Origin of the sequence: Enterovibrio qingdaonensis (assembly GCF_028683135.1) — a bacterium.
Lineage (GTDB): Bacteria > Pseudomonadota > Gammaproteobacteria > Enterobacterales > Vibrionaceae > Enterovibrio > Enterovibrio qingdaonensis.
This window is the reverse complement of record NZ_JAJUBB010000013.1, coordinates 40457-53961: the sequence shown is the minus strand read 5'-3', so window position 1 is coordinate 53961 and position 13505 is coordinate 40457. Positions and strand designations below refer to the sequence as shown.

Here is a 13505-nt window from a genome sequence, read left to right as displayed (position 1 = left end):
AAGGCGTGTGATCTTGGATGTTGTCTGATTAATGGTAATGCATATTGAAACCGCTGATCACGAAAGCCGGTGTGTTGCTCAAAGCTGCTAATTGATCGGCGGACGCAAAATCATTGGATTGACCAAAGGCGATAACGGCAGCCGATGTGTTGCACGTCAGTGCTTTTTCTAAAAGACTTTGTGCATTGTGCTGGTTTGTTGCTCTCGCAACACGAATACGTTTTGCATCAATGCCAGCTTGCGTCAGTAATGATGTACTGAAACCTGCTGGTGGAGCGATGAGCGTGATCCATTTGTTTGACTCACTGAGGCTTTTGAGTAAACGAAGGAGATAGGCGAGTTCACTCATGTTATCGCGATAGACGGTGACAGAAACCAAATGATTGCTTGCTGAATCACTGCTCAGCAGGTGCATCGGAGCGCGGGTACTTCTAGAGCCTGCGGCAACGCGCACATAGCAATCACGTACAGCCGAGCGGGAAAAAGAAGATTCTTGTACTGAATGAGAGAGCGCAAGCGTCTGTTTCATGTTGGTTCCTGTATGAATATCCAATACTGTATGCCTATACAGTAGTTGTGTTTTTATCGAAAAACAATAGGAATGATAAAAATATCGAGATACAGATCACGGAAATGTTTGGCTTGTCTCGAGGGACGGGATGATTTGCGCGGAAGAGCAAGCTTGTTATCATGTGCCGCAAAACGATCATGAGGAAGCGGACAATATGGATCAGGAGTTTTGGCATAGCCGTTGGGCAGAGAATCGAATAGGTTTTCATCTGCCAGATACCAACCCTTTGTTGATTAAGTATTGGTCCCAGTTGAACCCACAGCGCAGTGACGCAGTATTTGTGCCTATGTGTGGGAAAACGGAGGATTTAAATTGGTTAGCAACGAAACATGCAGATGTTGTTGGCGTTGAACTGAGTGAAATCGCGGTAAGAGCATTCTTTGCGGAGCATTTCTATACGCCGACGGTAACGTCAATTGCACCAACCATGAAGCTTTATACATTTGATGAAATATCTATCTATAGCGGTGATTATTTCAGCGCACCGTTAGAGACGTACCCATTAATGTATGATCGCGCTGCGTTGATTGCCATGCCTGAAGGAATGAGAGAACAATACACAGAGCGTTTGCTTTCATTGTTGCAACCGGGTGGCAGGATTCTATTGGTGACGTTGGACTATCCACAAGATCAAATGGATGGACCGCCTTTTAGTGTTACGGCAAGTGAAGTTCAGTCTTTGTTTGCTTCTTGTAAAGTGACCCACCTAAATCGTGATGACGAGTGCGAAAGACCACCAAAAGGTAAAGGCGCGACATACTTCTCTGAGGAAGTGTGGTTGATAGAAAAACCATAAAAAAACGCCACCTGCGAAGGTGGCGTTTCTTTTAGAAAGTAACCTTGATTTCCCCCGCAGCATTAACTGCTTTTTTAACTGCGGAATCGATGTCAGTATCTCGTGCGAGTGCGACGCCCAGACGTCGTCTTCCATCAATATCGGGTTTGCCAAATAATCTAATTTGAGTGTCAGGGTAGCTGAGGGCCTGTGCCATACCGCTGAACTGTATGTTCTCAGATGTTCCTTCCGCCAACACAACAGCGGAAGCAGATGGGCCGAACTGTTGAATGTTGCCGACGGGTAATCCTAAGAATGCACGAACATGCAAGGCAAACTCGGACAGATCTTGAGATATCAAGGTGACCATACCCGTGTCGTGTGGGCGAGGAGAAACTTCGCTGAAGAGTACTTCGTCACCGCGTACAAATAACTCTACGCCAAACAAACCATATCCACCCAGTGCAGAAACGACTTTTCTTGCTACATCTTCCGCGGCTTTTCGGGCGGTTTCGCTCATTGCTTGCGGTTGCCAAGATTCTCGGTAGTCGCCATCTTCCTGTCGGTGGCCAATAGGTGCACAGAAATGAATGCCGTCAACGGCACTCACTGTCAGCAATGTGATTTCATAATCAAACTTTACAAAGCCTTCGACGATAACGCGGCCACGTCCAGTTCGACCGCCTTCTTGCGAATACGCCCAGGCATTAACAATGTCTGCTTCTGTTTTAATGACACTCTGACCTTTGCCAGAAGAGCTCATCACGGGTTTAACAACACAGGGCATACCCACGTGTGCAATACCGCACTCAAGCTCTTCTAGCGTATCTGCGAATACATAGGGAGAGGTGGGAACCGATAACTCTTCAGCAGCCAAGCGGCGAATACCTTCACGATTCATGGTTAACTGCGTTGCGCGTGCTGTTGGCACGACATTAAGGCCACCTTGTTCAAGTTCAACCAGTTTATCGGTAGCGATGGCTTCGATTTCAGGAACGACATAATGTGGCTTTTCTTGCGCGATGATGTTAGCCAGCGCGTCGCCGTCCAGCATGTCGACAACGTAGCTGCGGTGGGCAACTTGCATCGCAGGGGCGTCTGCATATCGATCGCATGCAATCACTTCGATGCCAAGGCGTTGACACTCAATGGCGACTTCTTTGCCTAACTCTCCAGAGCCAAGTAAAAGAACGCGGGTTGCACTAGGTCGAGTAGCGGTTCCAATCATTATTATCTTCCATCAACAGCGAGAATTTGCAGATGATTTTACTCAAAGCAAACGTTTGCGCAAGCGTTTGCTTTGTTTCTTTGTGCAATTCAGTATTGTTCTGAGGGGCAACAAAAAAGCCACCTGTCAGGGTGGCTTCGATTCATTCGCGTGCTGCAACGCTTATTTTGATGCAGATGCCTTTCGGGTTTCCCAGTGGGTAATGAAAAACACAGCGGAAACGATGATTGCTGCTCCCAGCCAAAGCCTGCCTGGCGGAACCCAACCAAATACCAAAAATCCAAACAGTACGTTCAATGGAAGCTTTGCGTGATCGAACGGCTGAACAAATGAGGCATCAGCCACGTCATACGCTTTTGCGATTGCCCACTGCGCTAAACCTGTAAGCAAACCCGCACCTAACAGCATTACCCAAACCATAGTCCCCGATGGCATCGACCATTCAGGAATCGCCAACACGATATTAAATGGCGTGATGAGGACGAGCAGGTAAACAACCATGGTTGTAGGTGAGTCATGGTGAGAGAGCTTTTTCACCATCAATGAGTAGGTGGCCCAGAAGAACGCCGCACCGACTGGTAGCATCGTCGCCCACGTGAATTCATCTGACCATGGCTCCAAAATGATCATGGCACCGATAAAGCCGGCTAACGTCGCTATCCATCTTGCAGGGCCGACTTTTTCTCTTAAGAAAAGGCCAGATCCGATTGTGGCGAAGAGCGGAGACGTCATGAGCAGCGCAATGCCTTGCCAAATGGGTACCGGGTATGCGAGGGCCCAGAGCCATAATTGAATACCGACAACGGAAAAGAATACACGTAAACAGTGCATGCCAAAGTGTTCGGTCTTCAACGCTTCTTTGATGCCCATTGAGCGTAGCCAAGGGATCATCGCGATTAAGGCGATAAAATATTGAATGAACGCAACGGTGGTGGAAGGCAGTTGCATTTTGAAACTGACATACTGAGCGAGGCTGTTAACCATGGCAAAACAAAGGCCAGCAGTCAGCATCCATGTCGCCCCGAGAACGGGATTGTGTCGTTGAGTCATTGGAATTCGGGTTTGTTGGAAAGAGACGTGATAGTAACGAAATTTTCTTAGAGGGGAAGTGATATTACAAAAAACGCCAGACTGACTGGCGATTTTTTGATTACGGGCAGATTAATAACCTAACTTTCGACGTTAAACCGCCAAATATGCCAGTGGAATATCCGGGTTGAGTGCTTCCAAAACGGCTTGCGTGTCTTGCAAGTGGCTAATGGCTGCATTCGCTTTCTCAACCAACACCACATCTTGGATATGAGAGAGTGGGATGTCTGCCAAGTTCATTGCGATCATTGCAACTTGAAGTGGCGGCAGGCTAGGGTTGAACGCTGCGTTCTCAGCATACATACCGGAGAAAATATTGCCGTTTTTGTCGCGAATGGCCACGCCACTGATGTTCTTAGAATACGGAGCATGACTGCGGTTTGTTGCACCCATCGCCGCTTGGATCAATGCGTCATCTTCGTGTGCCACCATGCCATGGTTTACTGGTGCGAGCAGGGGCTCTTCGATACCCAGATCGGCAGGACCAAAAGGCTCTGGCAGGTATTGATGAAGCAGCATTGCATCACGTTCAGGCAATTGTACTTCCAGCTTGTCAGCACCATTGAGTTCATTCATAAACTGACGACAGTGACCACACGGGCTGTAGTTGATGGTGATATCGGTAAGACCTGTTTCACCTTTAATCCATGCGTGGCTGATGGCGGACTGTTCAGCGTGCACTGATTGGCTCAACTGTACGCCCTCAAACTCCATGTTTGCGCCGAAGTAAAGACGACCGGACACACCGCGAGCAATCGCGCCAACGTAGAACTTAGAAATAGGGGCAATGGAGAAAGCAGCAGCAACAGGCAACAATGCGACGCGTAATTCCGCATCGGATAACCCGCTTACATGTGAAAGTGACGCGAATTCTTCGGGACTGATAGTGGCATCGAAATCGGGAGAACTAACAATCTTTTCCATCTCTTCTTTTAAAGGAGAAGAAAGGCCAGAAATGGCTTCTTTAACGCTGACTCGCATGGCAGCTCCGTTTGTTGTTATATGGGCAAGTATTCTATCGACAAATTGGCACCACTGAACGTGATCGTGATCACCTATGTGATGCAATCATGAGTTTCATTGCATCGTTTAGGTTGATCTCACATGTATTCGATTTCATGTGAGGCACATCGAAAGCTGTTCGCAGAGAAGCCATGTCGTGAGATGAAAGACTAACGGTGCCAGTATCGTCGTCATGATGCCGCATATCACCAAAGAGAGTGAACTCAATGCGCCTTCTTGATAGTTCGTTTCAGCCGCTTTCGCCGTACCGATAGCGTGTGAAACTGCCCCAATTGACAGTCCACGCGCCAAAGGGGATTTAATTTTCATCATATTAAGTAGTGGGTAGCCAATCAGCGCACCAAAAAGGCCTGCCAATACAACAAGTGCTGCAGACACAGCTGGTATCCCGCCAATTTGTCCGGCTGTACTTAGCGCAAACGGTGTGGAAATGGACTTAGGCAATACCGTCGCAGCAATTTTTAAGTTGCCGCCTGTCAATAAAGCGAAGCCGCCACCTAGAATCATTGAAGCAATACTCGCTGCAAAACAGGCAACAAGAATGATCTTCCAGTGCTGTCGAATGACATGCATTTGTTCATACAGCGGATAAGCAAGGGCGATAACTGCGGGGCCAAGCATAAAATTGATGGCTTCATTTTGCTTGAAATAATCGTGGTACGTATTGCCGGAATAGATCACGGCTGGCATCAGCACCAATAGGCTCAATAGCAACGGATTACAAATAGGGTGTCGAACTTTAAGCGCGATCTGACGCGCCACAAAATAGACGATGAGTGTTGCGACTAACCACATTACTCAGCCTCCTTATGGAGTTTGTCGAGTACTTTTGACATCACAACAAGTACGGTTACAGAACTTACCAAAGTTGCGCCAAGAAGTGGCATTGACTCAGAGATAAGCAGATGGAAATGATCCATTAGCCCCATGCTAGCGGGGATGAAAAATAGCGGCATCACGGTGATCAATAACGTACAAGCATCTTTAACCCAGCGCGCAGGAACAATGCCGGATGTCAAACTGACAAACAGCAACAGCATACTGATAATGCTGCTTGGCATGGGTAAATGAAGGGCCTTAGTGAGAAGGGTGCCTATCAAGTAATAAACGAATATGAGGACAAGGCCTAGCAGATACTTCACGTCGGAAACTCTCTAAAAAGCGATCCGCCAATTTTAGTACGTCGGGCACAAAAAAATCTCGTATTTTATCCTTCTATTTTTGCACAAAATGATTGAGGGCCATAAAGGCCCGCATTGCGTCATTTTGGAATACGTGTTGGCGTGCAGGAAAAAGGGGATTTAAAGGAGAAAGAATGCCGTTGTCGCGATACCAAACAGTGAAATACAGGCAATTGAAATGACGATAGCTTTTTTATTGCTTGGTGGATCCAATGGAACGTCGGGCAAGTTTAACTGGACATCAAGCTGGTCCGGTTCTGACGGTTCGGGAACTGATTCGATTTCTCGTTGATAGGTCTTTTGAGGAAGGTCTACGCGATAACCGTGATCCCCAACAACATCTAAAGGAAGGACCTTTTCACCTTGACGGTAAGACTTGGCGAGTAACGAGCATAGGCTGTTTTGGTGCTGAGTGAAGGTGGTGTCGGGTAATGATGTGGATGTATAGAGCACACGCGCAGATAATACCTGCCCTGCATGATAACAAAGCATCTCAAGCAAACGACATTCTTCGTACGTCAATGTCGTGACGGAGCAGTCTCTCCAATAAAGCGTTCGTGACTCTGGCTCGAAATCGACGTCAGAAAAACGATAGCATCTGCTGTTTACTTTTGTGACCATTATTTCATCCAAAACACCATGCACTATTTAAAAAGTGTGGACGCAATTCACAAAAATTCAAATGAAACGTCGTTGAAATTTCAACGACGCATTTGTTCAGTCACTAAATAGTCAATATTGCTAATGGTCTGTATTTATTAAGAAACCAGCGATTCAACATACTGAAAAACAGACTTTAGGATGCCGAATTTTTTTTGGTCATCTTGGTGTGATTCAGCAAGTGACTCCAAGTTCGTCATATAGGCAGGAAGATTTGCTTCGAAATAGTCCCTTCGGTGCAAATGCCATTGCTTTTGCTCTTGTTCAGTTAGGGTCCACGCATAGTTACGTGCGCGATATCTAAACAGAAGTGGCTTAATACGAGGGTCAGACACTTGGATCTCTAGTGCAGGTAAGTTCTCAGGAAGTGTCTGTCTGATGATGTCCATGGTTGAGCGGTCAGCCGGTGAGAAGAAACCTTCATACAGCGCAGCATCAACGTTGTTTGATTCTGCGTATTCTCGTTTTTCCGCAAAGAGTTCAACGAGTTTTTCCCTAACCTCGGGGTGCGCTTGAAGCTTCTTCAAGTTTTCAAGGCAGGCCATCCTGTCGATATTCAAACGCTCTGCGTCTTCTGGGCGCAATGTTTTGGCCTCAGCAAGCACAGGGCACTTGTTGATGTGGACTAACTTTACTGGCACTGGCAGTTCATCAGGGCCAAGTTCATCTCGCTTGGTATAGAGACGTTCCCTAAGCGCGTCAGTGTCTAATTCAAAAAGTGGCGATGGATCACGAGCCAGATCGACCGTGATCACGGCGTTTTTGTTATCCGGGTGCCATGCAACAGGCACAATCCAACTTGTGTTTCCGCGTTCAACCCCAAACATCCCGGAGATGTGAACAAGCGGCTTCATAGAGACCACGTCAATCAGTGGCGTTAGCTTGTTTTTGTTTCTGTGCGTATAGAGGTAGTCAAACAATCTCGGTTGAGCAGCTTTGAGTTTTTTCGCCATTTCGATCGTTGCGTAAACGTCCGCCATCGCGTCATGCGCATTGCTGTGTTCAATACCATTGGCGACGGACAGATGCTCAAGCTTAAAGCTGGTAAGGCCTTCATCATTTTCTGGCCATTCGATGCCTTCTGGACGAAGCGCATAAGCGGCCCGCATGACATCAAGAAGATCCCAGCGAGAGTTGCCATTCTGCCAACTCCATCCGTAAGGGTCGAAGAAGTTACGGTAAAGCGTGTATCGTGACACTTCATCATCAAAGCGAACGTTGTTATAGCCAACACCACAGGTATTGGGCACGGACAACTCTTCGTGGATTTTGGCAATAAACTCCGGCTCTGTCAGGCCTTGTCGCATCGCTGTTTGTGGTGTAATGCCAGTGATCAAACAAGCTTCTGGCTGCGGTAAATAATCATTGGGCGGCTGACAGTAGATCACCAAGGGTTTACCGATGACATTCAAATCTTTGTCGGTTCTTACACCAGCGAACTGACAAGGTCGGTCAAGGGAAGGGCTTGTGCCGAAGGTCTCGTAATCATAGAAAAAGAATGTAGGTTCGTTGGATTGTGCCACGGTGTATTCCAAAGGTTTGATTGACCATGGGATATTATCGCAGTTGTCGGGAAAAATCTTGTTAGAAGGCGTGGAATCAGGTTGGCTGTTGGCATCATGCAGATATGCAGGGTACTGATTGAGAAAAATCAGCCCCTGCATTTTTCGGGTGTGTGTTTATTTTTTTGTTCTCCCTTGGACAGCTTTGAATCGTGGGTTTGATTTACAAATCACGTAGAGCCTTCCGCGTCGTTTGACGACTTGGCAGTCTTTGCTTCTCATCTTTGCGCTTTTCAGCGAACTGAGTACTTTCATCTTCTATTTTGCCTTTAAGTTTTTTGAGCCAAAACGTTGGTTGAAACGTGCAACGCGGCCATCTTGCTTGGTCATTTTTTGTTTACCCGTATAAAACGGATGGGAGTGCGAAGACACATCCAGCGTCACGTAAGGGTAAGTTTCGCCGTCAATGTCTACGGTTCGACGAGTCTGCACCGTGGAACCAACAAGAATGTATTTGTCTGCACCCGTGTCATGGAATGCAACAGTTCTGTACTCAGGGTGAATACCTGGTTTCATAATACACCTCCTTGATGTGTGATGTTATAACATAACAATAATTTTTTAGTTGTCAAATGCGACTTGTTACGATTTGGAAGAAGTAGGGAAGGGGGATACGTGGCTAAGCGGGCATAAGCGCGGGTGGCAGGAATAAACAACAACAGGAGCGAGATGCTCCTGTTGTTGTTTTACGTGCATGCAAAATTAATCGAAAATGCTGACCAAGGTCGGTTTGTGAACCAAGTACCCTTGCAAATAGTCAATCCCCATCGAAGCGAGAAACCGTTGCTCATCTTCTGTTTCAACGCACTCAGCGACGACTTTGATATGAGATACGTTCGTAATGGTGCGCAAGTTTTCGATGATCTGCTGTTTCACAAAGTTTTTGTCGCAATCCCTCACCAACGCGCCATCAATTTTCACTATGTCGATTGGCATAGAAAGAAGCTGGTTGAAGGTAGAGTGACCTGCACCGAAGTCATCCAATGCCACTTGAAATTCCGCTTTCTTTAAACGATTGAGGTTATCAACCAGCAACTGTTGGTCTTCGATTTCACCTGACTCAACAACTTCGATGCAGATTTTCTGCGCTGGAATATGTTGATGCTTCACGAACGCAAGAAGGGTGCGAATAGCACTAGAGTTACACAAAAAATCAGGTGTTAAGTTGATCGATGCAGTTTCATAGCTGTTTTCCGAAAGACTATTGATGTACTGAAGCTGCTTATACAGGATTTTTTTCTCTAGGCTTTCCATGTGTCCCAACTTTTGCGCGCAATGGAAAACGTGGCCAGTATTGAGAATATCGCCGTTAACGGTGAACCGAGACAGGAGCTCAAAGCGTTGCTTTGCGGGATCCTGACAATCCAAATAGTTCTGACGCAGAATATTTATATTGTCGTCGCTTAAGTCCTCGAGCATGAGAATGTATCGTTCATAATCTGTGTTATCACAATTGATCAGGGTCGCATTAGCGTTTTTCTCCGCTAACCTCATGTTGGTATTCAATTGTGTCACAGCATGTCTGATTCGAATGCCTTTTGAGCAACGGCAATAATAAATACGATCTGTGCTGAAGTTAATGTACTTCTCATTCATCGCTCCATTGAGTCGATATGGAATGTCAGCGAGTTTCGTGATGGCATGTTCATTGTCATCCACGACAATAATCAGCGAAGATACATCGTACAGAATGAAGCACTGGTCGAATAAATGGGTCTCTTTTTGAAAGAACACCGATATATGACGAAGGATGTTGTCTCGCTTGTCCGCTGGGTACTTAAATGCCGGTGTTAAATCTAACGCGGCGACAACAAAGTTACGCTTCTCATTCGTGTCCGCTTCTAGCTTCTGGTATGAGTTAAATCCGCTCTGCTTATCAAAATATAATCTTTGCGTATTCTCTTTAACTTCTTTCCTCAATGACAACTTGTAATCAAGCATGATGTAGATGATGAGCGAGAAGTTCAAAAACAACGCTAACTTGTTGTTTAATTCCCGTAAATCAGTGATGTCATGGCTATGAATCAATAGGTTGAAGCCAATGATGATCAAGACAACCTGTGTCATTTCAGAGAAGTTCAGGACAGCTAGAATAACAAGCGGTGCAAGTAACATGTAGTACAAGTACTTATCTACATGCTCGTGACCCAGCTTATTTAGTACAGCAATAAGCGTGACAACCAATAAGAACTTACACAGTAGGTGAGGCGGTGGGCCAGACTTAATGAGCTTCTTAACATACTGACGGCTGCGAAGTTTACGTGCGCTGTATATACCTGCCGCTATGATAGGTGCGGTGATCAAAATACCAATTGAGTCAGTCAAGTAAAGGTGCAGGGCCAACGTGCGATTCAGCTCGTTAGGGGCAAGAATCGACAGTAGCATTGTCGTAATGCCTGGCACCAAAAAGACAAAATATCCGAACACAAATTTCGTGGCATGCGGATGATTTTTTACGCCGTCAATGACACGCAAAGAGAGCATTAACATCGCAGAGACAATAAGCGTATAAAGATACCCAATGCCGCTAGGTTTTATATTGATAAAGCTGTAGTAAAACACCAATCCGAAGAAAACGCCGACTATGCCGCTTTTCCCATAAATATAGGTCAGCGCAACGAACATTCCTGCAGTCACTGACAGCAATTGAAAGGTCGATGCTTCCCCCACGGAAAGGCTGGCAAATTCTGTGCTCAATAACGTCAATGCGAAAGAGAGTGTTACGCAACAGACGCGATTAAAAAACGTGGGTTGCGGTACTGATAAGTAATACTTCACGCGATGGTCACTCTATTACGTCCACGATGCTTCGATTCGTACAATGCGGTATCTGCTGCCTTGTAGCATCGCCCAAACGTTGAATCAGTCTGGAATACACCGCCAATAGAAACAGTGACGGCTAAACCCGCCGTTTTTTGCTCAGAAAAAGCCGCCCGAATGCTCTCTGCTTTTTCCTGCAGGTCGTGCTGAGCCATACCGTTGAAAAGTAAAATAAACTCTTCACCGCCCCAGCGGATGGCAACGTCGCCACTACGAATGAGTTTTTGAATGAGAGATGCGGATTCTCGAATTACGTCATCCCCTTTTCGGTGACCGAACGAGTCATTGATCTGCTTAAAATTATCGATGTCGATGATCAACATCGAGAACTGTTGCATCCGCTTCAGCTTCGGTTCGTAGTAATCGCGTCGATAAAAACCCGTCATTTCATCATGCTTAATATAGTGTCCGTGTCGGCGAACAAATGCCCGAGTCAGTTGCACTAAAAAGGCAATCAGCAGCGATGGAATAATGGATTTTTTCAATATATCTACGTAGTGAATCCCAATGCCAAAATACTGGCCATCAGAACAGGGCAATCGTACCCGTTGGTGATAGATATTATCCGTGCCGTCAACGTTTAAAACGGTTTCGTACTTCTGATTGTATTTTTGAACCTGCAAGTCGATGAATGAGTCTTTGATATCAATTGCAACCAGAGCTTCTAAAGACTGTTTATTGTGGATCGGGTAATAAATGGTCCGGATACGCTCTCCAGTTTGGGATTCCTCATACGGTTCGGTGAGGCGAATGTTACAGCCATAAAATTCCTGATAGGTATGGTCGAGCTTTTCTCTTTTCACTATTCGAGACATGACATCTCCAAGCGTATATTTCTCGAAGACGGCTTTATAGCTTGGTCGCAATGGACTGAAGTGCGCGTAGAAGCTAGGGTTTTCGAATACTGCGATTGTCCAGACACTATTAGGTGCGTACGAATCGAGTTGAGATTGCAGCTTTGCAATGCCCTCGCTCAAGGACTTAACCTCGGTGGTGTTGTCTCTTACAAAAACACCCACATTATTTATTTGATGCTGGCCCTTTGTGAGCGTTTTCGTTTCAGCGTTGTTATAAAAAGATCCGAATCGACGGATAGAGCTATAGACTCTGGTTAAGCTGTCCTGAACGTCGTATGAAAGATGACTCGCAAGAATCATGTTATAGCCTTGATAACACGTAGAAACGATTAAAAGCGAGAGCATGCAAACTTTCAAAAAAGAGAAGATGTCTAGTTTCTCTACTTTGGTGCGAAAACTCATTTTCGTCATTGTCCATTCAGGTTACAGGGATTGTCTAAAAAACGTGACTTGGATCTTGTTTAGGGAGGAGGAGTCTATACCTTTTCTTAATCGTTTCAACGAATAAATTGCATGTTCAGGATGAAATATTCTGATGGTGATGGTGGGGTATTGTACAAAAACCGATGCAATCCACGTCGTTTCTGTATTTTCTTTAATCTCTGTGAGTGGGTTGGGGGGTGTTTACAATGATCGTGAGGAAGTGATTTCTGGAAAAAGCGGGTCAGTTTCTAGAGGATTTCATGAGAAGGAGCTGTGTAAGTGAGGATATTGCCTAGTAATACGGTTGTAGGTGCGATGATAGAAGACGTTGATCTGTCATCGCTTACCAAGGATGAATTTGAACGCATATACGATGCTTTTCTTAAGCATAAAGTCATTTTCTTCCGTAAGCAGAACCTATCACCCGAGTCGCAATTAGCATTAGCTTCTAGATTTGGGACATTAGAAAAACCACATCCATTTTTTCCTCATGTTAGCGGTTTTCCTCAAGTTAGCGTCATCGAGACGGAGCGGGGTAACCCTCCCGGAAAAAGCTATTGGCACACGGATATGACATGGCAAGCAGTACCACCAAAATGCTCTGTGCTGGTGGCACAGCACCTGCCAGATCATGGTGGCGACACCATTTGGTTGTCGATGGAAGCAGTGTACCAAGCCCTTCCAATGACAGTGAAGCAGTGCCTTGAAAATAAACGTGCAGTACACGCGGTGCAGGGTTTTGTGGGTAGCCGCTTTGATAAACATGACGGCATGGGATTGAGCCAAGTAGAAAAATTATCAAAGGATATCGATGCCGTTTTACACCCATTAGTCGTGCAGCACCTCGAAACTGGGAACCCTACGCTTTTTATAAATGAGCAATTTACCCAATGTATTGATGGCGAAGAGCCCAAGGAAAGTGATGCTCTTCTCGCGTCTCTGTTTTCTTTTTGTCGAGAGGAGGCATTTCAAGTGCGGTTTAAATGGGAAGTCGGGAGCGTCGCAATCTGGGACAACCGGTGCACACAACATTTTGCGGTGACCGACTACGGTGATGCGCCGCGACGACTCCATCGTGTGGTTGTGGAAGGGACGCAACCTAAAGCATTTGAGACCAGCAATACATAAAGGGATGTAAAACATTATTTGGGCATAGGTATCAAACCGAGATGTTGGCACGAGCTAACTATCTAACTTAGCTATGATTAAAGCGTTGATTAGTTTTTCTTTTAGTGACGTTGTCACTAATTTCTCGGGAGGAAGGTATGATTCGGCTTGGTGTGTTCAAGCAGCGTATATTGCGCGGGTTTGCGGTA

The 13505-nt window shown here is 45.9% G+C and carries 14 protein-coding genes; 2 read left to right on the top strand and 12 right to left on the bottom strand.

Annotated features, from left to right (window positions below; all coding sequences use genetic code 11):
- Window positions 1-28: 28 nt before the first annotated feature.
- Window positions 29-529, bottom strand: a complete 501-nt coding sequence (locus LRP49_RS16765; protein WP_274143461.1) for a SulA-like leucine-rich domain-containing protein — start codon at window positions 527-529, stop codon at window positions 29-31.
- A gap of 196 nt (window positions 530-725) precedes the next feature.
- On the opposite strand from LRP49_RS16765, the gene LRP49_RS16760 reads away from it, so the two are divergent.
- The gene (locus LRP49_RS16760; protein WP_274143460.1) at window positions 726-1367 is read left to right on the top strand and encodes a thiopurine S-methyltransferase; all 642 of its coding nucleotides are present in this window, start codon (window positions 726-728) and stop codon (window positions 1365-1367) included.
- Window positions 1368-1398: 31 nt separating this feature from the next.
- On the opposite strand, the gene purT is transcribed toward LRP49_RS16760, so the two are convergent.
- From purT to LRP49_RS16705, 11 genes are all read right to left on the bottom strand, one after another.
- A complete protein-coding gene (purT, locus tag LRP49_RS16755; RefSeq protein ID WP_274143459.1) occupies window positions 1399-2574 on the bottom strand; it encodes a formate-dependent phosphoribosylglycinamide formyltransferase in 1176 nt (391 codons plus the stop codon).
- 162 nt (window positions 2575-2736) lie between these two features.
- Window positions 2737-3624, bottom strand: coding sequence for a DMT family transporter (locus LRP49_RS16750; protein WP_274143458.1), 888 nt, complete (start codon window positions 3622-3624; stop codon window positions 2737-2739).
- 132 nt (window positions 3625-3756) lie between these two features.
- A complete protein-coding gene (cdd, locus tag LRP49_RS16745; protein ID WP_274143457.1) occupies window positions 3757-4644 on the bottom strand; it encodes a cytidine deaminase in 888 nt (295 codons plus the stop codon).
- Window positions 4645-4779: 135 nt separating this feature from the next.
- Window positions 4780-5481 (bottom strand): LrgB family protein, encoded by a 702-nt coding sequence (locus LRP49_RS16740; protein ID WP_274143456.1) that lies wholly within the window; start codon window positions 5479-5481, stop codon window positions 4780-4782.
- The gene (locus LRP49_RS16735) at window positions 5481-5828 is read right to left on the bottom strand and encodes a CidA/LrgA family protein (protein ID WP_274143455.1); all 348 of its coding nucleotides are present in this window, start codon (window positions 5826-5828) and stop codon (window positions 5481-5483) included. The genes LRP49_RS16740 and LRP49_RS16735 overlap by 1 nt, the downstream gene beginning before the upstream one ends.
- A 159-nt stretch (window positions 5829-5987) precedes the next feature.
- Complete coding sequence (locus LRP49_RS16730; protein WP_337992955.1) at window positions 5988-6500, bottom strand: hypothetical protein; 513 nt, start codon at window positions 6498-6500, stop codon at window positions 5988-5990.
- 125 nt (window positions 6501-6625) lie between these two features.
- The gene (gene sbcB, locus LRP49_RS16725) at window positions 6626-8050 is read right to left on the bottom strand and encodes an exodeoxyribonuclease I (protein WP_274143453.1); all 1425 of its coding nucleotides are present in this window, start codon (window positions 8048-8050) and stop codon (window positions 6626-6628) included.
- Window positions 8051-8206: 156 nt separating this feature from the next.
- Window positions 8207-8344 carry a type B 50S ribosomal protein L36 gene (gene ykgO / locus LRP49_RS16720; RefSeq protein ID WP_274143452.1) on the bottom strand — a complete coding sequence of 46 codons (138 nt, stop codon included), beginning with the start codon at window positions 8342-8344 and terminating at the stop codon, window positions 8207-8209.
- A gap of 3 nt (window positions 8345-8347) precedes the next feature.
- Window positions 8348-8605, bottom strand: a complete 258-nt coding sequence (locus LRP49_RS16715) for a type B 50S ribosomal protein L31 (RefSeq protein WP_274143451.1) — start codon at window positions 8603-8605, stop codon at window positions 8348-8350.
- 186 nt (window positions 8606-8791) lie between these two features.
- The gene (locus tag LRP49_RS16710) at window positions 8792-10867 is read right to left on the bottom strand and encodes an EAL domain-containing protein (protein ID WP_274143450.1); all 2076 of its coding nucleotides are present in this window, start codon (window positions 10865-10867) and stop codon (window positions 8792-8794) included.
- The gene (locus LRP49_RS16705) at window positions 10864-11886 is read right to left on the bottom strand and encodes a GGDEF domain-containing protein (protein ID WP_274143449.1); all 1023 of its coding nucleotides are present in this window, start codon (window positions 11884-11886) and stop codon (window positions 10864-10866) included. The genes LRP49_RS16710 and LRP49_RS16705 overlap by 4 nt, the downstream gene beginning before the upstream one ends.
- A gap of 582 nt (window positions 11887-12468) precedes the next feature.
- On the opposite strand from LRP49_RS16705, the gene LRP49_RS16700 reads away from it, so the two are divergent.
- Window positions 12469-13317: a TauD/TfdA dioxygenase family protein gene (locus LRP49_RS16700; RefSeq protein WP_420791601.1), complete on the top strand. Its 849-nt coding sequence runs from the start codon at window positions 12469-12471 to the stop codon at window positions 13315-13317.
- The last annotated feature ends 188 nt before the right edge of the window (window positions 13318-13505 follow it).

Excerpts from the sequence above, each read along its gene's own strand:
- LRP49_RS16765 (WP_274143461.1), bottom strand. The coding sequence starts at position 529 with ATGAAACAGACGCTTGCGCTCTCTCATTCAGTACAAGAATCTTCTTTT.
- LRP49_RS16760 (WP_274143460.1), top strand. The coding sequence starts at position 726 with ATGGATCAGGAGTTTTGGCATAGCCGTTGGGCAGAGAATCGAATAGGT.
- purT (WP_274143459.1), bottom strand. The coding sequence starts at position 2,574 with ATGATTGGAACCGCTACTCGACCTAGTGCAACCCGCGTTCTTTTACTT.
- LRP49_RS16750 (WP_274143458.1), bottom strand. The coding sequence starts at position 3,624 with ATGACTCAACGACACAATCCCGTTCTCGGGGCGACATGGATGCTGACT.
- cdd (WP_274143457.1), bottom strand. The coding sequence starts at position 4,644 with ATGCGAGTCAGCGTTAAAGAAGCCATTTCTGGCCTTTCTTCTCCTTTA.
- LRP49_RS16740 (WP_274143456.1), bottom strand. The coding sequence starts at position 5,481 with ATGTGGTTAGTCGCAACACTCATCGTCTATTTTGTGGCGCGTCAGATC.
- ykgO (WP_274143452.1), bottom strand. The coding sequence starts at position 8,344 with ATGAAAGTACTCAGTTCGCTGAAAAGCGCAAAGATGAGAAGCAAAGAC.
- LRP49_RS16715 (WP_274143451.1), bottom strand. The coding sequence starts at position 8,605 with ATGAAACCAGGTATTCACCCTGAGTACAGAACTGTTGCATTCCATGAC.